Source organism: Blastopirellula retiformator (genome assembly GCF_007859755.1).
GTDB lineage: Bacteria > Planctomycetota > Planctomycetia > Pirellulales > Pirellulaceae > Blastopirellula > Blastopirellula retiformator.
On sequence record NZ_SJPF01000003.1, the window covers coordinates 632,146 to 652,088 of the forward strand.

The 19,943-nt window shown below is 60.2% G+C and carries 20 protein-coding genes; 4 read left to right on the forward strand and 16 right to left on the reverse strand.

Going from position 1 to position 19,943, the window contains the following annotated elements; genetic code table 11:
• Window positions 1-39 precede the first annotated feature (39 nt).
• The gene (locus Enr8_RS14290) at window positions 40-528 is read left to right on the forward strand and encodes a hypothetical protein (protein ID WP_246120084.1); all 489 of its coding nucleotides are present in this window, start codon (window positions 40-42) and stop codon (window positions 526-528) included.
• 96 nt (window positions 529-624) lie between these two features.
• Here the strand turns inward: Enr8_RS14290 and Enr8_RS14295 are convergent, their stop codons facing one another.
• From Enr8_RS14295 to Enr8_RS14330, 8 genes are all read right to left on the reverse strand, one after another.
• On the reverse strand, window positions 625-1,578 hold the full coding sequence (locus Enr8_RS14295; protein WP_146432643.1) for a hypothetical protein: 954 nt from the start codon (window positions 1,576-1,578) through the stop codon (window positions 625-627).
• A 402-nt stretch (window positions 1,579-1,980) separates the two neighbouring features.
• Window positions 1,981-2,181: a CDGSH iron-sulfur domain-containing protein gene (locus tag Enr8_RS14300; RefSeq protein WP_146432645.1), complete on the reverse strand. Its 201-nt coding sequence runs from the start codon at window positions 2,179-2,181 to the stop codon at window positions 1,981-1,983.
• A 112-nt stretch (window positions 2,182-2,293) separates the two neighbouring features.
• Window positions 2,294-2,866, reverse strand: coding sequence for an RNA polymerase sigma factor (locus Enr8_RS14305; protein ID WP_146432648.1), 573 nt, complete (start codon window positions 2,864-2,866; stop codon window positions 2,294-2,296).
• A gap of 181 nt (window positions 2,867-3,047) precedes the next feature.
• A complete protein-coding gene (locus tag Enr8_RS14310) occupies window positions 3,048-3,413 on the reverse strand; it encodes a cupin domain-containing protein (protein ID WP_146432650.1) in 366 nt (121 codons plus the stop codon).
• Between the two features lie 35 nt (window positions 3,414-3,448).
• Entirely contained in the window at window positions 3,449-4,798 is a 1,350-nt protein-coding gene (locus Enr8_RS14315; RefSeq protein ID WP_146432652.1) for a prolipoprotein diacylglyceryl transferase family protein, read from the reverse strand.
• A 36-nt stretch (window positions 4,799-4,834) separates the two neighbouring features.
• Window positions 4,835-5,716 (reverse strand): pantoate--beta-alanine ligase, encoded by an 882-nt coding sequence (panC, locus tag Enr8_RS14320; RefSeq protein WP_146432654.1) that lies wholly within the window; start codon window positions 5,714-5,716, stop codon window positions 4,835-4,837.
• Window positions 5,717-5,728: 12 nt separating this feature from the next.
• Entirely contained in the window at window positions 5,729-6,448 is a 720-nt protein-coding gene (folK, locus tag Enr8_RS14325; RefSeq protein ID WP_146432656.1) for a 2-amino-4-hydroxy-6-hydroxymethyldihydropteridine diphosphokinase, read from the reverse strand.
• A gap of 630 nt (window positions 6,449-7,078) precedes the next feature.
• Window positions 7,079-7,894 (reverse strand): carbon-nitrogen hydrolase family protein, encoded by an 816-nt coding sequence (locus Enr8_RS14330; RefSeq protein WP_146432659.1) that lies wholly within the window; start codon window positions 7,892-7,894, stop codon window positions 7,079-7,081.
• A gap of 125 nt (window positions 7,895-8,019) precedes the next feature.
• Between Enr8_RS14330 and Enr8_RS14335 the strand changes: the two genes are divergently transcribed.
• Both Enr8_RS14335 and Enr8_RS14340 read left to right on the forward strand, forming a co-directional pair.
• A complete protein-coding gene (locus Enr8_RS14335) occupies window positions 8,020-8,877 on the forward strand; it encodes a glycosyltransferase family 2 protein (RefSeq protein WP_146432661.1) in 858 nt (285 codons plus the stop codon).
• Window positions 8,877-10,361, forward strand: coding sequence for an oligosaccharide flippase family protein (locus tag Enr8_RS14340; RefSeq protein WP_146432663.1), 1,485 nt, complete (start codon window positions 8,877-8,879; stop codon window positions 10,359-10,361). The genes Enr8_RS14335 and Enr8_RS14340 overlap by 1 nt, the downstream gene beginning before the upstream one ends.
• A 7-nt stretch (window positions 10,362-10,368) precedes the next feature.
• Here the strand turns inward: Enr8_RS14340 and Enr8_RS14345 are convergent, their stop codons facing one another.
• Together Enr8_RS14345 and Enr8_RS14350 are read right to left on the reverse strand one after the other, a co-directional pair.
• Entirely contained in the window at window positions 10,369-11,325 is a 957-nt protein-coding gene (locus Enr8_RS14345; protein ID WP_146432665.1) for a ribonuclease H family protein, read from the reverse strand.
• 17 nt (window positions 11,326-11,342) lie between these two features.
• Window positions 11,343-14,408 (reverse strand): YCF48-related protein, encoded by a 3,066-nt coding sequence (locus Enr8_RS14350; RefSeq protein WP_146432668.1) that lies wholly within the window; start codon window positions 14,406-14,408, stop codon window positions 11,343-11,345.
• 203 nt (window positions 14,409-14,611) lie between these two features.
• On the opposite strand from Enr8_RS14350, the gene Enr8_RS14355 reads away from it, so the two are divergent.
• A complete protein-coding gene (locus Enr8_RS14355; protein WP_146432670.1) occupies window positions 14,612-15,049 on the forward strand; it encodes a response regulator in 438 nt (145 codons plus the stop codon).
• A 66-nt stretch (window positions 15,050-15,115) separates the two neighbouring features.
• Here the strand turns inward: Enr8_RS14355 and Enr8_RS14360 are convergent, their stop codons facing one another.
• From Enr8_RS14360 to Enr8_RS14385, 6 genes are all read right to left on the reverse strand, one after another.
• Window positions 15,116-16,594, reverse strand: coding sequence for a chemotaxis protein CheW (locus tag Enr8_RS14360; RefSeq protein ID WP_146432672.1), 1,479 nt, complete (start codon window positions 16,592-16,594; stop codon window positions 15,116-15,118).
• Between the two features lie 106 nt (window positions 16,595-16,700).
• Window positions 16,701-17,171, reverse strand: coding sequence for a hemerythrin domain-containing protein (locus Enr8_RS14365; RefSeq protein ID WP_186767661.1), 471 nt, complete (start codon window positions 17,169-17,171; stop codon window positions 16,701-16,703).
• A 50-nt stretch (window positions 17,172-17,221) separates the two neighbouring features.
• Window positions 17,222-17,659: a universal stress protein gene (locus Enr8_RS14370; RefSeq protein ID WP_146432676.1), complete on the reverse strand. Its 438-nt coding sequence runs from the start codon at window positions 17,657-17,659 to the stop codon at window positions 17,222-17,224.
• A 136-nt stretch (window positions 17,660-17,795) separates the two neighbouring features.
• The gene (locus tag Enr8_RS14375; RefSeq protein ID WP_146432678.1) at window positions 17,796-18,815 is read right to left on the reverse strand and encodes a rod shape-determining protein; all 1,020 of its coding nucleotides are present in this window, start codon (window positions 18,813-18,815) and stop codon (window positions 17,796-17,798) included.
• A 95-nt stretch (window positions 18,816-18,910) separates the two neighbouring features.
• Window positions 18,911-19,123, reverse strand: coding sequence for a hypothetical protein (locus tag Enr8_RS14380; RefSeq protein ID WP_146432680.1), 213 nt, complete (start codon window positions 19,121-19,123; stop codon window positions 18,911-18,913).
• Complete coding sequence (locus Enr8_RS14385) at window positions 19,101-19,925, reverse strand: coiled-coil domain-containing protein (protein WP_146432682.1); 825 nt, start codon at window positions 19,923-19,925, stop codon at window positions 19,101-19,103. Before Enr8_RS14385 ends, Enr8_RS14380 begins: the two co-directional genes overlap by 23 nt.
• Between the last annotated feature and the right edge of the window lie 18 nt (window positions 19,926-19,943).

The window sequence follows — 19,943 nt, forward strand, 5'->3', positions numbered from 1 at the left end:
GCACCCAACCTAACCCCCATCACTTAAGAGAAACGTTTCATGACTCGCACCACATCGCTCCCTTCCGTTTGTGCGTTGGCGCTGATGGCCATCGCGCCGAGTCTCTCGCTCGCCGAAGAAGCGAAACCGACCGCCGAACAGAAAGCGTTGTTCGAAAAGTTCAGCAAGACGTTGACTGGTTCGGTCTTGGTCGGCAAGTTCACCATCGTTGGTCGCGACATGCCGCCGAAGGAAGAACGCTACGAGATCAAGAGCGTGCACAAGTTGGACCAGGGAGATCTCTGGTTGTTTAACGCCCGGGTGAAGTACGGCGACAAAGACGCGGTGATTCCGATGCCGCTGGAAGTGAAGTGGGCCGGGAAGACGCCAGTCATCACGCTCGACAATGTGGCGATTCCGGGGCTGGGGACCTTCAGTTCGCACGTGGTGATCGACGGCGACAAGTATGCCGGAACCTGGACTCATGGCGAAGTGAGCGGACACCTGTTTGGCCGCATCGAAACGAAGGCCTCCGCCGCGGCGGAGTAAGCGACACGTGCTGCGCGTACGTCAGCGCAACAGAAGAGGCGATTCCGTGAAGGAATCGCCTCTTCGCGTTTCTTGGAGCATAGTCGCTGCGTAGGACTATTCTCCTTCCGCTTCCGCCTCGGGGGCCGCTTCCGCTTTTTCTTCGCCGCGCGGCTTAGTCACCGGATCGCCGCTGGGGGCGTTGGCCAGAACTTTGAGCGACTCGATGCAGCTGATCATTTCTTCCAGCTTGATCTCGGTCCAGCCCATCGCCTTGTGACGAATGATCGCCAACTTCATGGCGTCGAACGCTTCGAGCACGTCTTCCGGCAGCTTGCCGATCTCGGAGAACGGCTTGACCAGCGTCGGTTGTTCTTCTGGAGCGGCTTCCGATTCTTCGCCGGACTGCGAGACTTCGCGCGGCAAGGCGCCAGGGGCGTCTTCATCGCCAAAGTCAGGACCTTCCGGAACCGGCATGCCATCGTGCGGTTCGATCTCGCCGACGCTTCCCTTTAGTTCCGAGTCGCCCCCTTCGGCATGCGGCTCAAAGTCTTCGTCCAACTCGGTCACGACGACGTCTTCGTCGCGCGGGCGGTCATTTTCGAGGCTTCCCATCGTTTCCCAACGTTGGCCCCGCATCGTCGCCACCGACCAGCTATTTTGGACGGCGCCTTCCAGCCACATTTCGGCGTCTTCCCAGTCGATCGCCGCCTGGAAGTGGCTCCAGAACAGCTTGTCGAACTTCTCGTAGACGTCGCCGAAACGATCGTAGACGCGGCGCAGGCGGCCGACATGCTGTCCGGTCACCGAGCCGACGCGGCTCGCCCAGGCTTCGTCCGAGTATTCGGTGGCTGGGGCTTGTTGTTCGGTCAGCGACTGCCGCCACTGAGCGATAATCCGGCCCTTTTCCCAGTTGGTGGTCGAAACCAACGAGTTCCAGCGACCGACATAGGGCTGCGAAGCCGTATTGAGTCGGGCGATTTCCTCCGACGAGATTTCCTGATCGTTAAGGTCCGCTGCCGAAGCTTCGATCGAATCCAGCTTGGTGGATTCGGGCGATTGTTCTTCCATGCCCTGAGATTCCTCGGTTAAAAGACTGCAAGCGCCGCCGTGAAAGGCGGTTCATCAAACGAGCGGGATGGATTCTAGGACCCTGCCGCTAGCTAGAAAACGGGGTGCGCGGCGAGATTGTTCGCCAGAAATCGCGCACGCGGCGGCAAACTGTTGAGACGAACCGATTTCGAGAAAGCGAAATCGGCGTGAAGTTGTCGCTGAGGTTGGGGATAAGTTGTCGACCGATCGTCGACTTTTGGGCGCGACCTAGCTGCCTGTTGAAAAATGCCCTCGTGGCATTTTTCAACCTCGCCAAGCTCAGAGCGTAGCTCTTCGCGGCTCGCAAAATAACGACTTGCGTCGCTATTTTGGGATCGCATCCGTGCGATCACGCAGTCCGTCGAGAAAATCAACGGACTGCTAGGCCCGTTCGTTCGATTCGAAGCCGCAACCCTTGTGCGCGCCGTCGCAAAACGGACGGTTGGCCGACTGGCCGCAGCGGCACAGGGCGATCGCCGGTTTGTCGATGGTGTAGGTGTTGCCCTCGGCGTCTTCCAGGGTTACTGGACCTTCGACGAGAAACGGCCCGTTATCACGAATGCGAATCTTGGCTTCCGACATGTTCCCTACTCTCGCTAGAGGAGGTCTATTCCTAGCAGACCTGATGCGCTTGAATTCTACCGCAGACGGTACGAACTGTCTGCGGGACGACCCATTATTACGCGGCTGCCGGTTAGGGCAACATTTCGCGTTGGTCTTCTGGGATCAGAGAGTGAAGATGGTCACGCAGTTGGGCGCGAGCCCGATGCAATCGACTACGGACGGTGCCGATGGGGGTATTGAGCACCTCAGAAATCTGGTCGTAGTCGAGTCCCTCCAGTTCGCGGAGGACCAGCACCGAGCGATGTTCTTCGCTCAGCGTTTCGAGCGCCGCGCGGACCTGGGCGACGTTCTCATCTTGATGCAAGCGCTGTTCGGGGCTGGCGTCGTCGTCGACCGGTTCGCAGCCCGCCAGTTCGCGTCCCAGGTCGACCGAGTAGACCGGCTTACGGCGGCGGCGATGGCTGACGGCGACGTTAAACGCGATCCGATAGAGCCAGGTATAGAACATGCTGTTTCCCTGGAAGGTCGCCAGCTTCAGGTAAGCCTGAACGAGCGACTCTTGCACTACGTCCTCGGCATCTTCGCGCGAGCCGAGGTAGTGGATCAGGGTATGGAAGAGACGGTCTTGGTATTTGCGCACCAGCAGCGCGTACGACGCCGTGTCGCCGGAGAGAATTTGCTCGATAAGCTGGCTATCGTCCACTAGCGGTGCGCAGGTAGTGAGTCGAAAGAGAGAAGGCTTGCGGATGGCGAAGCGGGGTACGTCGCTCCAATGAGTATTCCGAAAAGCCCCATTAAGGCCCTGATGACGCGGCGATACGCGTAATGATCATCGTATTCCAAACCAGTCGCCATTACGAGGAGATGACCGCCGCGGCCAGCGATCAGACGCCGTCGCGGTGGACGTTGTCAGGAGAAAACGCCGGCAAACAGACCGCGACGTATTGGGCGCCTTCGGGCGACGGGGTGCTATAGCGAACCCACTCTCCCGCCGAGACGATGACGGCCTGTCCGGATCGAACGGTTATGACGCCCTCTTTCGTCTCAACTTGTAATTCGCCCGCCAGAACAAAGGTATACTCGTCAAATTCGGGCGTCTGTCCTGGCTCGACCCAGCCGCCGGGGCTGGTCATCCGCGCAATGCTAACCTCGGCGGTTTCTGAATTAACTCGGCCGATGAATTCTTCGATTTTTTTCGGTTTGTTGCCAGCGGCGGCGATCACGCTGGGGGACTCGATCAAACGGGGCATGGCAAGATCTCCCAAACGGAAAAGGCAGCGTGAAGTTAGTTGGCGGAAGGGACGCTCTCGCCGGCCGGTTGGTTGCCGACCGGTTTGCTGCTGGGTAGCGGCCAAATCGTATGCGGCGGTCTACGGCGCAGGTAAAGCAGCGTCACCAACGCGAGGGTGAAGATCGCAATGCTGACGTTTTGCGAGATCGTCAAACCCGTCCCGGCAAACGACAGTTCGTCCGTTCGGATCAGCTCTAGCAGGTACCGCGTGATCGCATAGATGCCAAGCGAAATGGCGATCACCTCGCCGTCATGTTTGCGCGTTGGATAGTAGTATGCGGCGAAGAAGAACAGGATCAGGGCGTTCAGGCTGGCGTAGATCTGCGTCGGATGAACCGGAACGCTCCAGGTCGCCGACTTGGGCAACAAGATGCGGACGATCGTGCCGTCTGATTTTTGGAGTCGCAAGACGCCGCTGCGCGACGCGTCAAGCATCAAGCGATTGGCCGCCATCATCGCCGTGTACGGTTCGCCGCGTTTGTCTTTGCCGGCTTCCGGTTCGGCGTCATTGATCTTCACGATGACGTCGCCGACGTTCAGCAAGCCGCTTTGGGCGGGGGAGTCTTTGCGGATCTTGCCGACGGCGATGTCGCCCCGATTGTTTTGCGTCAGCCGCACGCCGAAAAACTCGCCGTTTTCAAGCTGTCGCTGATAGGGAGGGCTGCCTTCGGGAAACGGAATCGCCCAAGGAAGATCGCATACGCCGCCATAGCAACAGCCATTTAGTAAGCAACCGATTCGGCCCAGGCAAAGCCCCAGAAACAAGCTGGGGGCAATCAAGTCGGCCAGCGCCAGCGGGGGCAATTTGTAGCGATAGCAGAACGCGGCGAACCCAACCGCGCCGCCGATCAGCGAGCCATAAACGACCAGGCCCCCTTCGGTGAAGTTAATTGCGTTGAAGAAGGTCGCTTTCAGATTCCCCTCGACATAGAAAAACTCGTCCCAGTATTCGGCGACAAAGAAGATGCGGGCGCCAAGAATGCCCGGGATGAACATCCAGAACGCCAGCGAGTAGATCGCGTCCGAACTCAGACCCATCTTCTGCGCGCGATGCGAAGCGAAGCTGACCCCGGCCACGACCGCCGCTAGCAGCATCACGCCATAGCCGCGAATCGGTATCCCGCCATGCTGCGCAACGAACATCGGCAGACCGAACGCAATCACAACCGCCACGATGATGATCATCGGCAGGTAGCTGGAGGTCTCCTTGTTCCACCCTTGGCGGCGAATCAAGGCTGCTAGCAGGATGATCGAGACGATCGTCCAGGCGATCAGCAGCCAGCCAAATCCGGCCAGCGGCAGTCCGAAGAATTCTTGGGGAATGAGAAACAGCGTTTGACGCACGGGCCCGGCTCTCTGTTCTGACGGCGGAGGGAAAGGCTAGGGAGTCGGCGTGAGACTCACGACGCAGTTGTCGATCAGGCGGGTCTGGCCGACGCGGGCAGCAATCAAGATAACGACTGTATCGGTCGCTGTCTGTAGCGTTTCCAACGTCTGCGGGTTTGCCACAACCGCGTAATCAATCTCACGAATCCCGGCCGCTTGCATCTCGGCCCGCATTCCGGCGGCGATCGAAGTTGCGTCGCGATCGCCCGCTTCCAGGCGTTCGGTCGCAATTCTTAATGCTCGCGAGATCGCAAGGGCGGCGGTGCGCTCTTCCGGCGAGAGGTATCGATTGCGGCTGCTCATCGCCAGGCCATCTTCTTCACGCACGATCGGACAGACGATGATCCGCGTCGCCACATCCAGGTCGATCACCATCTGCCGGATCACCGCCGCTTGCTGGTAATCTTTCTGGCCAAAGTAGGCGATGTCGGCCGGCACAATGTTCAAAAGCTTCAGCACGATCGTCGTCACGCCGGCGAAGTGCCCCGGGCGATGTTCCCCTTCCAGCGGCAGCGCGATGTTCGGCGGCGTCACGACGGTTGAACTGCCGGGCGGGTAGATCTCGTCAACCTCAGGACAGAAGACCCAGACGGGATGATAGTGCGACAAGAGTTCCATGTCGGCGTCGAGCGTCCGTGGATACTTGGCGAAGTCTTCTTGTGGACCAAACTGCGTCGGGTTGACAAAGATGCTGACGACCGCGATGTCGCATTCAGCTGCCGCCCGGCCAACCAGGCTGAGGTGTCCTTCGTGCAAAGCTCCCATGGTCGGCACAAAACCGACGGTCAGGCCGCTCTTTTGCGCTGCACGCACCTTGGCTCGAATTTCTTTGACCGAGTGAATCAGCTCGGGGGTCATGTCAGCGGAACTGCTCATCAGGCTCTTCACTTAGGTGGGCGACATCGCGGCGATGGCCGCGCTAATTTCAGTCGCCGCGGCGCTGGCGTCGGCGGTAGGAATCGGCAGGTAAGGGCCGTGCGGAATCTGTAGTGGCGAACTCCGCCAGAAGACGATCAACTGCGCGGCGGCGATCGCCGCCTGGTTTTTGGCGCACTCTAGCGGAAAGTCGCTCGTTTGGCGCACGCTAGCGATCAGCTGATCGACGTCGGCATCTTCCGGCGCGACGATCCGCACGACTGGTTCGCCTTCGTCGAGCTGGGTAAGCAACTCGCCCAGCGTGCGCTGGCAGATGGGATGCGTCATGTCGGCCGCGACTTCGACAGCGGGCTCCAAGACAAAACGGCGAAAGGTCATCCGCGGGTGAGGGGCTTCCAGCGTTTCGGTCATGATCTGGCGCTGATCGAACAGCAGCAAGTCGAGATCGAGCCGACGTGCGCCCCACCGCTCGACCCGCACGCGACCATGTTCCTCTTCGATGGCGATCAGCCGGGCATGAACTTGCTCGGCCGATAGCGTCGTGCTGAAGCGGGCGGCGGCGTTGAGAAACTCGGGCTGACCATCCGGGCCGCCGATCGGCGCTGTGCCATGGTAGCGACTGACCACGAGATCGGAGACGCCGTCGATGCTGCGCAGCATGTCGATCGCGCTATCGAGCGTCTGTCGACGATCGCCAAGGTTGGCGCCCAACGCAATCAAAGAGTCTGGCATCCGCCGCTGTTCCGGACCAAGTCAGAAGAGGAAACTCCCATTCTAACGCGATGCGGCGCTCGCGCATCGCCGCCGCCAAAAGAAAAAGCATAAAGGGGGCATCCGTTCCACACAAAGGTCGACTGTCGATCCCGTCAGTCGTCGCCCTTCACGCCCTATATTGCAACCAGCAGTACTGCGTCCTATAGCGGAGAATCCATTCGCCAGACGCGGCCGGGGCAATGCAAAATTGAAGTAAGCATCAAATAATTGGATGCGAAGTTTTCTCTTCTTTCGTCCTGTGTCAGCGCGCAGCTTCGCCAAAATGAAGGTCGTGTTTTTAGCTGCGATGACAGGTGCGTCAGAGCGACTTTGAGGAGATCCAGTGAGTCGGTAAGCAGCAAGTCGAAAGGAAAAACGAGCAACATCCGCTAAGGGTTTCAGTCATCACAAGGCACTATTTTCTGGAGGCGGGACGAATTGTCAAGCAACCAAGAGAATGTTTTTTTTCTCGCATTCAGTTCGCTCGAAGAACAGCGAGGAAAGCCGCTGAGAAGGACTTTAAAAAAGTGCTCTCCACTTGCATCGCGGATCAGAAACGCGCACTCAACTTGTCACAAAATCATGTTGAGTTGCGCCCCTTTGCCGACGCTATTGTTGAAGGCGTCGATGCTGAAACGTCGGCATGTGCTGACGAACTTCGCGAAGCTTCTCGAGCGAGATCTCGGCGGTGATGACCGTTTCTTCGTCGCCGCCGGCTTCGGCTAATACCGTTCCCCAGGGATCGACAATCAACGAGTGGCCGTAGCATTGAATGCCGCTGACGTATTGGCCATGTTGATTGGCGGCGATCACAAAGACTTGGTTTTCAATCGCTCGGGCGCGAAGCAAGACTTGCCAGTGGGCCTCGCCGGTCTTCGACGTAAACGCCGCCGGCAGCGCCAGACAAGCGACCTCCTGCAGGTCCAGGCTCCGGGGCAATTCGGGAAACCGTAAGTCATAGCAAATCGCCTGCGCCAGTCCGCCAAGCGGCGTTCGGATGGCGACCGGCAGTTCGCCTGAGGCGACGTACTTCGATTCCTGGACGCGGACATCCGGCAGGTCGACGTCAAACAGGTGCATCTTGCGGTAGAGGCCAATTCTGGCGCCCTGGGGGTCAAAAACGAGGCTCGTGTTGTAGACCCGCTCGTCCGCTTCTCGTCGCTCGGCGAAGCTGCCGGCCACCAGGAAGATATCATGCTTGCGGGCGGCATCGCGCATGCGGGTGGCGGTGACTCCGTCGAGCGACTCGGCCTGGGACGCCAACTCCTCTAGCCGCCCCAAAAAGTTGAACAGCTCTGGCAGCACAATCAACTTCGCCCCTTGCTGGGCGGCCTCGGCGATCAGCCGCTCGGCCGTTTGCAGATTGCGCTCTTTGTCCTCTCCGGCGTTCATCTGCACGGCGGCGGCGATCCAGGGATCAGACATGGCCAGATTCCTTCAAAAAAGGGGGCGGATCAGGGGGGAGGCTCGGTTTCCTGCACGTGCCAGACCCCGATCGCATGTTATACTACAGTTAACCCCGAACACCGCTGAAGGAAAGCCTGCGCCGCATGAGCACCTCTCCCCAGTCGCCTACCGCGGCTGATTCGACACCGGTCGAAAATGGCCAAGTGCGCGAATTGCTCGAATCGATCTGCGAAAATGAAGACGTTCGGGTTGAGTTTCTGACGCAATTGATCGGCCGCGCCGCCTGTCGCCAGTTGGCGATCTATCGTTTGCCCGACGACTTTATCTTGTCGGTCGTGGTCCCGGTCTATAACGAAGTTGAGACGTTGCCCAAGTTGATCGCCGCGATACGCGCCAGCGGCGTTCGCTGCGAGATCATCCTGGTCGACGACGGCAGTACCGACGGCACTCGCGATTTGCTCGACAGTTGGCGTGACCAGACCGACTTGAAGATCCTGTTCCACGAGCAGAATCAAGGAAAGGGCGCAGCGCTGCGAACCGGCTTTTGCCAGGCGACCGGCGATGCGGTAATCATTCAAGACGCCGACCTCGAATACTCGCCGGACGACTACCGCGCCTTGCTGCAGCCGATCGTCACCGAAGGGGCTGACGTCGTCTATGGCAGTCGCTTCATTCCCGGCTCACGCAACGTCCCGCGACTGCGGCATTACTTTCCGAACAAGGTACTGACCTGGTGGTCGAACCTGTTTACCAACTTTCTGCTGACCGACATGGAAACCTGCTACAAGGTCTTCCGTCGCGAGATTATTCAAGAGATCGGTCCGACCTTGAAGGAACGTCGTTTCGGCATCGAGCCGGAGCTGACCGCCAAGTTGTCGCGGATCAAAGGGCTAAAGTTGCGTGAGGTGCCGATTCGCTACTTCCCCCGCACCTATGCCGAAGGGAAGAAGATTGGTTGGCGCGACGGCTTCCGCGCGTTGTGGTGCGTGATCCGATACTAATGAACCAGCCCGACGAACTTTCGCAACAAGTCCGTCGCGGCGCCCGCGCGGTCATCGGCCTGCAGTTGGCGGGCCAGATCGTATCGATCCTCGTCCTGGCCGCCCTCTATCGCTTGGTCGATCCCAGCCAGTTTGGTTTGCTCGGCATGATCTTGCCGGTGACGTTGTTGTTGCGCAGCGTCGGACCGCTCGGCCTTAATGTCGCCGCCGTCCAGCAGCGCGACCTGTCGCAGTCGCAAGCGTCGTCGCTGTTTTGGCTGCAGATCTTGGCGGGCGTCGTACTGACGCTGGTCGCGGCCGGCATCGCGCCGGCGCTCGCTTACTTTTACGCGGCGCCCGATGTGCTTGGGCCGGCGCTGGTGATGGCCGGGACGGCACTTGCCGCAAATATGTACACCCAACATCAAGCGATGGCCGAAAAGCGACTGCGACTGGGCGAACTGGCGATCGCACGGTTTGCGGCGCAGCTGATCGCCGGCGTCGTCGCGATTGCGATCGCGTTTGCTAACGGCGGCATCTGGGCGCTGGTCGCTCAGCAATATGTCGAACTGCTACTACTGACCGCTGGCGTCTGGTGGATTGAGCCTTGGCGGCCTGACGCGCCGCGGCGTGATCCGTCGCTCGGGCCACTGCTTCACTTTGGCGGCTATTACACGTTAAGCGGCTTGCTGTTCGCCGCAGCCCAAAACCTGGACAAGGTATTGCTCGCGCTGTTGGTCGGGCATTCGGAAACAGGCCAGCGATTGCTTGGTTTTTACAGCCAGGCCTACAACCAGATGATGAAGCCGGTCTATCTGACGACCGTACCGTTGGCCTCGGCGATGTTGCCGGCGCTCGCCGCAACCCGCGACGACACGAACCACTTTCGCGACACGGCGGCCGAGTTCTACCGCTTCGCGGCGATTGTCCTGGCGCCCTGCTCTGCCGGCTTGGCGGTGGTTGGACCGACGGCGATGGTTGTGTTGGGTGGGCCTGAGTGGGAAACGGCGGGGCTGATTCTGGCGATCATGGCGCTCGCCGCACTGGCCCAAGGTATGATCAACATCTGCGGCAGCTTACTAGCGGCCGTTGGGCAAGCGAAGCGATTGGCGCTGGGCGCCGCGGTGATCAGCGTGACGCTTTCGATCGGTTATGCGATTGCTGTCGCCGTAGCCAGGCAGTGGGACGAGGAACTGGCCGTAACGTTTGGCCTGGCGAACGCCTACGCGGCGGGAACGTTGCTGGTGGCGCCGATCTACCTAGCGTATTGCTTTAAGATCAGCAATGCCGACAGCGGGCGAATGGCGCGAACGCTTGCGCCGTCGATCCTGGCGGCGATTGGAATGGGACTCCTAACGTTTGGGATACAACTGGCGCTGTCGCGATATGCCGGCCTGCCGCCGATCGTAACGCTGGTGGTTACCATCCTGTTTGGCGTCGCGGCCTATTGCACGCTCGCGATTGGCGAAGTCCGCTGGTTGTGGCGGCGGATGCGCAGCGACTGACGCGCGGCTATTTCTGTCGCCAGAGCAAGTCGTCGTCGATCTGCAGCTGGTTTCGCAGCTTCGTCGTCTCTTGCAGAAAGCATTTGGCGTCGACCGGATAACCGGCCGTGGGGCGTAGCTGCGGATCATGACCGCGCCAGAAGGCGTTGAACGCTTCCATGGTCAGCTCACGCAGGTACTTGGCGGTCATCGAGGCGAGCGCCGCCGGCAGGAACGATTCGCCTCCTTGGCGAAACTCGATCACTCCCCTCCCCTGCTCTCTTGGCCACTCATAGCTGCTCCGCTTGCGTGACTCTTCGCGCACCGCAAACAGCAAATCGCCCCACGTTTCCTGCAGTAGCCCCGCGTAGCGATCGCGGCCGCCATGCTTGTCGCAGACGATCGTCACGTCGCCGGCTTCGCTCGGCAACAGGTCTTTGACCAGGCCAAGCGTCGTTTCCGACAGAACGCGGCTCTTGTTGCCGGTTGCTAGTCGCTGGTTGAATTCGCCGGCGAACAGCAATGCTGCCCGAACGTCGACAAGGCGAATCTCGGCCTTGGCCAGCGCGTCGTCCAGCTTCTCGGCGGTGTCGTCGACTTGCTCGGCAGTAACGGCGGCTGGCAGCGGTCGGTCAAAGTCGGCGAACCACGGTATCGACGCGAGACGTTTGGGCGGGGCCTGACCGATGTTGGCGAGCAGCGAACTCCAGGAGCTTGCGTCGCGCTTCAGCAATCTTGCCGCGGAATGCACGCCGCGCTCCAGCGGAGCAAGCGACTTTTGGGCGGTGAATAGCTTCTTCGAGTCGGCGACGAGCAGCCGCTGGTCGCGGGACGATTTTCTGGCGACGGCGATCACCTCGGACAGCACTTCATACAGGTCTTCGCCCGAGATTGAATCAGGCGTTTGCCAGACGGTGGCGGCGATCACCAGCGGGCCGAGATTGGGCCCGTATCCCGCTTCATCAACGCCGATTAACCATGCCATGCGTCTGCACTCGCCGACTACTGAAACCGGAGGAGTCCGAACCCGGCCGGCAGCACTTCCGCCTGAGCCGGAATCGTCCACGACTGAAAACCGCTGCCGGTGGCGATCCGCTGTAGACCCAATGCCCAGGTATCGCCGGAGGTAGGCGGCGTCTTCGCCAAGTCGGTCAGCAGGATAGCGCCTTCCACCGTCCAAACGCCGGCGGCGTCGTCCGCTTGGACGTACCACTTGGGATTCCAGGTTGGATCGCCAAAGCTCGACTCGTGAGTCCAGCCGCACCAGTCGACCGACATTTTGTGGAACGACGCATAGTCGCGATCGATGTCGAAGTAGATCTCGACATGATCCCGCTTCGAGAGATCGGCGTCGCGCTCGCGCGGACCGCTTGGCTTGTTGGTGTAGTTGGAGCCTGGGGCATGCTTGGCGCGAATCGCGAAGTAGAGATACTCCTGGTCGTATGCAAAGAAGGCGGCCGCAGGCCATTGGCCATCGCCTCGGTTGGGGCTGACTAGCTCGAACGGTTTGCAGTGACGCCACGTTTCGTCATCCAGCCGGCCATCCAACTGCGGCGGCGAAATGACCCGCAGGCACATCGCGATCGTCTTGGGCGGAATGCCGGCGTTACGTCCCAGCACGAATTCCGACTGAGCGCAGGCCGACCACGGATCGTTCTCTCCCCGGCCCACCAGGCGATGCAGTAAGTTCTCAGAGGTTCGGCCCGTCCCTTCCTGGCTGAGTGCCCGGGAGACGGTGAACGCGACTTCCGGTTGGGCAATCACATACGGAAACTTGACGTTGTACTCTTGGGCCAGCTTGGCGGCGGTTCGAGAGAAGTTGCGTTCGATCGAGACCGCCTGGCCAGCCGCAGGGAGTCCAGGGCGTGACGTCGTTTCGGTCGGCAAAAAGGCGGCGGCCGGGGTTACGGCGGTCGGACGAAACTCGGCGGCCAAGGGCGCCGCGTCGGGCGCCGTCTCTTCGCCCGAGAAGCGGTCGGCCACTTCGCGACTGCCGTAGAAGGTCAACAGCCAGGCGACTCCCTTCTCGGCCAGAGGATGTTCGGGGAAGCGATCAATCAAGGTCGTCAGGACCTCGGCGGCCAACGGACCATGTCCAGACTCATGCTGATGCATCGCCAGTTGATAGAGCGTTTGCGGGCCGGTATCGCCAGGCAAGTCGCTCGTCAGGTCGCCCAACTGCGCCAGCCACGCGGCGCCTCCATTGGGACGCAAGCGAGCGGTCGAAACGATGCGCTGTACATTGTGCCGACGCTGCGCCAAGCGACGAAGTTCGTCGAGATTGCTGGACGCCAGCGGACGTTCGGCCCGCCGCGAGACTCCGCCCGAGTCGAGCGGAATGCCGGAGAAGAAATCGCGATCGCCAAATTCGTTCGGCAACGCGTTCCGATTGAGCTCGAATGAAATCGAGGCCGGCGGCGGGGTTGCTTCCTCTTCCAGCAAGCTGCGAGCGGCGGCGGCATGTTCGTTGAACGACATCGCTAGTTGCGGCGCGATCTGCGAGGTGGTGATGGTGATCGCGCCATCGACTCCCTTCGGCAGCGAGGCGAAGACCTTTTTGGTTTGCCATGGCGCCAGACGGAGCGACTCAAGATGTTCGGGATAGGCGTTGGAGTCGGCCGCTTTTTCGACCGCCGACAACACAATCTGATTGATCAGGTAGCCGGTCGCATCCAGACCGCGGGGATCGGCGTACTCGGTCAGCACCACCTGTGGACGCCAGGTTCGCAGCTTGCGGACCAAGCGTTCCTCGGCTCGCTTCAGCGCCTCGCCGTCGTTCGCTTGATTCCAACGCTTGACAATTTCGCGGCCATCGAGGCCCAGCTTGTCGCTGGGGAGCGGGAAGCTGCTGGCCTGGTCGATGTCGCAGATGCCAAGCTGTAAGCAAGCCGCCCGGACGCAATCGGCGTACTGCAGCTCAAGCGGAGAGTTCTGTTCGGGCCGGCCGATGATCTCGACCGCCGTCAGATAGCCGCCGGCGGCGGAGAGTTGACTGAACGCTTCACAAGGAAGTTTCTGGCCGCTGCGGTAGGCCGCGAAAAGAGCCGCCTGTTCGCCGCCACGACGCTGCGCATACCAACTGGCGCCGCCGTCGTTGGTCGCCAGGATCGTGCCGAACGATCCAACCGCCCAACCGTGTCGATCATCGGCGAACGTCACCGCGGTAAGCGTGGGACGAAAGCCGGTAGCGGCCGTTTCCCAATGTTCGCCGCCGTCACGTGACGACAGCACGACCGAACCGGGCGAGCCGACAACGGTGATGTGCTGACCGCGAACCGTAACTCCGCGGGCGTCAAACTGACGTCCCATCGCGCCCGGCAGTTGGCTGGTGCGCAAGTTCCACGAGATGCCGCGGTCGCTACTGGACATCACCAGCCCGGCGTCTCCAACCAGCGCGGTGGCGCCAAGCGGATCGAGCGCAACCTGGTAGGTGCGGCGATTGGAGTCGGCCGGAATCGATTCGCGATAAACCCCTTCGTCAAACCAGGCGGTCGCGCCATCGGCGGCCGTCAGCAACACGCCGCCGCTGGGCAGCAAGGCCAGCGAGCGCCAGGGATGGGGCTTCTCGACCAACTTCGAACGCCAACTGCGGCCGCCATCGCGGGTTTCAAACAGGCCGGTCGGATAGGTCGGCGATGGATCGGCGATCGCATAGCCATGGTTGGCGTCGACAAAGGCGATGTCATGTAAGCGGGGAACTCCCAGATTGGGAATCTCGCGCCAGTTGCGGCCGCCATCGATGGTTCGCAAAACCACGCCGCGCGAAATGCGACTGTAGGGAGAGATTTGTCCGCCGACGATCCAGCCGCGATCTTCATCGGCAAAGGTGATCGCGCGGAGTTCGACGCTAACGCCAGAGGGGATCTGAGCCCAATTGGCCCCGGCGTCGCGGGTGCTCCAGATCACGCCATGGTCGCCAACCGCCATCCCCACGTGGGGGGTTTGGAAATGGACGTCATGCAGCGTGGCGTCGCCCGCATAGTTGGCGGCCGCTAGAAGCGGCGCAGCGGTAAAAATCGCGACGATCGATGCGAACAATCCTGGCGCTCGGCGGTAGCAAATGCCCATCCTTGGACTCTCAGGTGCTAGCAGGTGAATGAGAGAAAACGTCGCCAGTTTAGAGGATGCCGGAAATCGGGGCCATACTGACTGTAGCGGTTGCTGCAGTGACGATTCGCGGACAATACTACGGCAAGAAACGAGGTTTGTGCGTTTGACTGTGGCCTACACTTGACTATTGATAACTCTGTCAACTTGGTGAGTAACCCGTAATGAACACGCCTGCCGTTCGTAAAATTAACGTTGTGGTCGTCGATGACGACCCTGCCATGAAGCGTCTTCTGGAGCAGATGTTGTTGACCAATTTTGGCGACAGCTTAAATCTATGGGCCTTCACCGATCCGCACGAAGCGCAGCAGTGGATGGATCAGATTTGCTGCGATCTGTTGATCAGCGATATCGAAATGCCTGAAATCGATGGCATGGGGATGCTGATCTTCGCCAAGCGTCGTAACGCCTGGACGCAGGTGATCTTTTTGACCGGTCATTCGTCGTGGGACCGGGTCACCGAAGCGATCGAGAACGGCGCCTCCGACTTCCTGCTCAAACCGCTCGACAAATCGGAGCTGATCAAGCTGATCAACCAAGAGCTGGAACGTTTCGTCCGTTGGCAAACGGCCCTGCGCGGCAAGCGGGCGGCGGCGACCTAAGCGACGTCCGCGAAATCAAGAATCAAAAAAAGGCGGGGCGACAAATTTTGTCGCCCCGCCTTTTGTTTAGTTAGCGGCCGAAGCCGCCAGATCGGGGCAGCGCTTCAACAGCTCATCGAGCGGCTGGCGGTTCATTGACAGGAGGATCAGCCAGTCAGTTAGTCGAGCGAGGTAGCCGATGATCTCGGGCACTTCGAGCTGTTGATTCTGCGCGATTTCTTCCATCTGGTGAACGGCTTGGCTCACTTCGTGCAGCGGCACGACCTGTGAGGCCGATTTGACGCTGTGAAGCGTTCGCAGCAGCGCTCGCCGATCATGCGTTTCGGCGACGATCCATTCGCCGAGTTCCTCGGTTCTTTCTTTCAACTCCATCCGAAACGTATTCAAAAGGTTTGAGTTGAAAGCGGAATCCTCCTGGTCTGCCGGTGCGACTGGGGACGGAGCCGGGGGCGCCGCTGGCGCTGGAGGAGGCGCTGGCCGTGCAGCTGGCGCTGCGGCGGCCGGTTTGGGCGGCTGAGGCGCGGGAGCAGGAGCAGCGGGGCGTGGCACAGGGTTGCCGGTCGCCGGAGTCACCGGGCGGCCAAGGATCAGTTCGTCGGCGATGGCGACGACGCGGTGGAGTTCCGGTTTGGAAATCTGAGCGTCGGCGCCGACCGCTTCCCCTTTCTTGGCGTTGTCAGGCGTGACGATCGACGAATAAAGGAGTACCGGCAACTTGCAAAGACCAGGATGATCTTTGACTCGTTTGGTCAGGTGGAACCCGTCGATCTGCGGCATCTCGACATCGCTGATCAGCAGGTCGGCGATCAGCGACAGCTTTTGTTTCGCCTGCCATTGGGATTCGAGCCAATCCCAACAAAGCTTGCCATTCTCGAATGCCTGGATTTGCGTGTAGCCGCTGGCGGACAGCATGGCCGTCATCGCCTGACGCACGGTGACCGAGTCGTCGGCGACGACAATTCGCAGTCGCTCGCGCGGCAACTCGTGCGGGTTGTCGACGGCGTCTTCCCGCAAGGTTTTTTCGGTGATCTGATCGGCGATCATCTCGAAGTCGAGCATCGAGACGAGTTGGCCATCGACTTGCCCAACCGCGGTGATCGGCATGCGGCCAGTCGCCATCACGGCCGGAACGGCCATGATTTTTTCCCAGCTGACCCGATGGATGCGGGCAACCGCGTCGACGGTGAACGCCGTCTGCATTTGGTTGAAGTCGGTCAGGATGACCTGCTGATCTTCGCCGGCGTCTCCTTGGATCTGCAGGTGCTCGCGAAGCGAAACGCAGGGTACGACCTTGTTGCGCAACTGGAAGACGCCCAGAACCGAAGGATGGGCCTGCGGCAGGGCGGTCATTTCGGGACGCGGCAAGACTTCGCGCACTTTGGCGACGTTGATCCCAAAAGTGAACCGGCCGACTTGAAATACGAGGACTTCAAGTTCGTTGGTTCCGCTTTCCAGCAGAATTTCTTGTTGCAGCAGAACGTTACTTATGTTGGCCATCGGCATACCGTCGGTCGAGAGGACGAAGGGTAAAGTGTCCTTCGTCACTCATCGACGCTCCGGTGCTAGCAGGTCGACAAAAGTTTGTAGACCTGCCCAAATGCTAGGGCCGTCACGATCGGCTCAGGGAGCAAAGGCGAATCTGTCGCTCTTGCTAGTCATCCACTCCGAACGCGCCGACGCCGCGGCGGATTAGCGCATCCTCGCGCAGTTCATGACGTCGCAGGTTCTCGGCGAACACGTTCAGCCGCCGCTTGGCGCTCTGTAAGCTCGCTTCGGCCACCGGCTCGTCATCGAGCCAACTGATCAGCCCGTCCAACTCGGTGAGCAGTTCGGGGTGCTCTCGCTCGATCTCGCGGGCTTCCGGCGCCAAGGTCGGTCTGCGGGCGACCGCTTCGTCCAGGCACGAGCCTTCTTCCTCTTCGCGGAAGTGATGGACGATGTTGTCCCGCAGGCGATGGACGCGATCACGCAACGTGTTCCAGTCGGTTTGCACGTCGCATTCTTGCTGACCAAGGCAACAAGCGTTGAGTTGGTCGAGTTCTTCGTTAAGCTGTCGATGCTCTTCACGAAGGTGGTGACGGAATCCTTCGTCACTACAGTTGAGGTAGGAGTTACCGTTCATCTTACGCCTCCCTGTTGCTCGTCGCATGATGGGGCGGCGGCGAGCGACTTCTATTCCGCAACCTGGTCAGGTTGGCGGAAAGTTAACACCGGGCATTTCGCCTTGCGTACGATCGTTTCGGCGTTACTGCCCATTAGTAAGTGCAATAGTCCTGTCCGTCCGTGCGTTCCCATGACGATCAAATCGACTTGCTCCTCTTCCGCCATCTTCAAGATCGCGTGCGGCGGATCGCCGGCGACCAAGCGATGCACGCAGGGAACTGCGGCGTCGGTCGGCCGAACTTCGTGCAGCATCTTCTTCACTTCGTCTAACGACGGCTCCAGCATTCCGTAATACATTTCGCCGCCGCCATATGACGTTGGGGGCTCTTCAACGTGGATGATGATGATCGTTGCGCCAAAGTCCTTGGCGATCGAGGTGGCCAATCGCATTGCAGCGTCGCCGCAATGGGAAAAGTCGGTCGGAAAGAGAATCTTGTTCATTTTCATGGCTGCGTCTCCTTGTCTCTCTACTATTAATGTACGTCTGTTGGAGCATGAGAATTGATGAATTCGCTGCGTCAAAATGACGCACTTCCAGAAACGTTCGCCATCATCAAGAATGGTAAAGGAAGCGTGGACGATTCTAAAGCAAAATTCCGCGCCACCGATCCGAATCGCCGGCGACGATCGCAGCGCCTAACGCCGCCGCTTCGCGCGGCATGCTGGCGACGCGGCACGGAACTCCCGTCGTTTGCGAGAAGTAGGAAGCGATCCCCGGCGTCAAGGAAATGCCTCCGCAGAGCAACACGCCTTGTTGCGCCAGATCGCCGGCGAGTTCCGCTGCTAGCGGCTGCATTAATTCGCGGATACCCGATGCGATTTCCGCCAATGGTTTCTGAATCGCTTCGCGCAGTTGTTGCGTTGTGATTTGGGCGGTGCGTGGAGCGCCGGTGATGCCGTCGCTGCCATGGATTTCGATCGCCAACTCTTCGTCGCGCGGAAACGCGGCGCCATACTCTAGGCGAATCGTCTCGGCCTGGCTGCGACCGATCCGCAGATTGAAATCGGCCCGAATCGTATCGACGATCGCCTGGTCGAGCGTGACGCCGCCGATTGGCAGACGGCGTTCGGCCAACACTTCGCCCAAGCAGGTGGCCGCGATGTCGGTTTGCGTCGAGCCGATCTCGCAGACGCAAGCGGCCGTCGCTTCCAGCACCGGCGAACCGCCGCCAATCGCCGCCGCCACGCTGCGCAAGATCAAGCCAACCGAAGCCGCGCCGGCCCCACGGATCGCGGCGACCAAGGCTGCCCGTTCGACCATCGTCGCGCCGCTGGGAACGGTGCAGACGACTCTGGGGCCGAGAAACGAACGCCGCGCCTGGCTCTTGGCCAAAAACTGGCGCATCATCGCCTGGCAGAGAGCCGGATCGGCCACTTTGCCATGTGCTAGCGGATAGGCGATCGAGACTTCGCTCGGCGTCCGATCGCGCAGCGCTTGAGCGAGTCGCCCGACGGCGACTCCGTTGTGCAAGATTCGGCCGGTGGCGGTTTGGACGGCGGCGGCGGTCGGTTGGTCGAGCACGACCCCTTCGTCACCGCGGCAGATGATCGTATTGGCCGGGCCCAGGTCGATCGCCAGGTTTTCTCGCGAGAGCCGAATCATGCGGAGAATCCTTTCAGCGCAATAAAAAAGCGGCTGACCCGATTTGGGTCAGCCGCGATAGCTTACGAAATTTGGCGGCCAGCGCCAGCGCCGATCTAGCCGAGCGCCGAGGGGCCGGCAGCCGGCAGAGAGACCGAAATCGCCGGGGCGGCTTGCGAGACCTTCCACTGCGGGAACGAACCGAAGCGGCTCAGCTCCATGTACATCAGGACCGCGCCGATCAGCAGGGCGATGAACGACAAGATCAGCATCATCGAGTAGATGTTGACCTTTTGTTTGGGGGGATTACCCGAGCTTTGTGGAGACATAATCGCCCTTCTTAACTTCGCCCTTACGATACTCGCGTTGGATTTCTCCCACCGAGCGATCCGGGCTCACTTTCTTGATGATAACGCGTCCGAGATATTGGTCGCCACGGAAGATGTCGAGGGTGTTGCCGACGCTGATGCCGTCATCCTTGCCGAGCGAAACTTCGACGAAGTTGTTGGCGCCGACGGCGGTGATGCGACCATCCAACTTCGGCGGAATGCCGTCGACGTTGGTGAATTCGGTCAGGCCGTTGGCGTTCAGAACGCGGTTCATGTTCCCAACCTGAACGGCCAACTGTTGTTCACGCTCTTTCAAGCGTTCTTCGTTGGTTTGCAGTTGTTGGACGCGATCGCTGGTGGAGACGACGTTGGCGAACATTGCGTCACGATTTTGCTGGGCGGTTTGCAGCTTGTTTTCCAGCTCGGTGTTTCGTTGTTCGGCCGAAACGGCGACTTTGCTGGCTTGGTCGAGCGCGGCGCCCTTCTGATCCAGTTCCTTCACCTTTTGATCCAGCGAGGCCTGCAAGGTGGAGAGCTGACGTTCTAGTTGCGAAGCGCGGACCTGAACGGCCGACAACGCATAGCGACGGGCGGCCCGTTCTTGTTCCAGCATCTGGGTCGTTTCGGCCAGCTTCGTTTCCAGTTCGGTCCGACGGGCCGTCAGCGTCTGGTTGGTGGTGGTCAGCGTCTGGGCCTGTTCCTTCCAGTTTTTGTGCGTGGCGTACACCGCGACCGAGAACGCCATGAACACAAAGCTCATCACGAAAATGAGTACCGTGAAGATCTTGCCGATGAGGTTCATCGAATTCGACTCCTTTGT

Bases quoted from the DNA above. Each gene is read 5' to 3' on its own strand.
- Enr8_RS14290 (WP_246120084.1), top strand. From the start codon at position 40: ATGACTCGCACCACATCGCTCCCTTCCGTTTGTGCGTTGGCGCTGATG.
- Enr8_RS14295 (WP_146432643.1), bottom strand. From the start codon at position 1,578: ATGGAAGAACAATCGCCCGAATCCACCAAGCTGGATTCGATCGAAGCT.
- Enr8_RS14300 (WP_146432645.1), bottom strand. From the start codon at position 2,181: ATGTCGGAAGCCAAGATTCGCATTCGTGATAACGGGCCGTTTCTCGTC.
- Enr8_RS14310 (WP_146432650.1), bottom strand. From the start codon at position 3,413: ATGCCCCGTTTGATCGAGTCCCCCAGCGTGATCGCCGCCGCTGGCAAC.
- panC (WP_146432654.1), bottom strand. From the start codon at position 5,716: ATGAGCAGTTCCGCTGACATGACCCCCGAGCTGATTCACTCGGTCAAA.
- folK (WP_146432656.1), bottom strand. From the start codon at position 6,448: ATGCCAGACTCTTTGATTGCGTTGGGCGCCAACCTTGGCGATCGTCGA.
- Enr8_RS14330 (WP_146432659.1), bottom strand. From the start codon at position 7,894: ATGTCTGATCCCTGGATCGCCGCCGCCGTGCAGATGAACGCCGGAGAG.
- Enr8_RS14335 (WP_146432661.1), top strand. From the start codon at position 8,020: ATGAGCACCTCTCCCCAGTCGCCTACCGCGGCTGATTCGACACCGGTC.
- Enr8_RS14340 (WP_146432663.1), top strand. From the start codon at position 8,877: ATGAACCAGCCCGACGAACTTTCGCAACAAGTCCGTCGCGGCGCCCGC.
- Enr8_RS14345 (WP_146432665.1), bottom strand. From the start codon at position 11,325: ATGGCATGGTTAATCGGCGTTGATGAAGCGGGATACGGGCCCAATCTC.
- Enr8_RS14350 (WP_146432668.1), bottom strand. From the start codon at position 14,408: ATGGGCATTTGCTACCGCCGAGCGCCAGGATTGTTCGCATCGATCGTC.
- Enr8_RS14355 (WP_146432670.1), top strand. From the start codon at position 14,612: ATGAACACGCCTGCCGTTCGTAAAATTAACGTTGTGGTCGTCGATGAC.
- Enr8_RS14365 (WP_186767661.1), bottom strand. From the start codon at position 17,171: ATGAACGGTAACTCCTACCTCAACTGTAGTGACGAAGGATTCCGTCAC.
- Enr8_RS14370 (WP_146432676.1), bottom strand. From the start codon at position 17,659: ATGAAAATGAACAAGATTCTCTTTCCGACCGACTTTTCCCATTGCGGC.
- Enr8_RS14375 (WP_146432678.1), bottom strand. From the start codon at position 18,815: ATGATTCGGCTCTCGCGAGAAAACCTGGCGATCGACCTGGGCCCGGCC.
- Enr8_RS14380 (WP_146432680.1), bottom strand. From the start codon at position 19,123: ATGTCTCCACAAAGCTCGGGTAATCCCCCCAAACAAAAGGTCAACATC.
- Enr8_RS14385 (WP_146432682.1), bottom strand. From the start codon at position 19,925: ATGAACCTCATCGGCAAGATCTTCACGGTACTCATTTTCGTGATGAGC.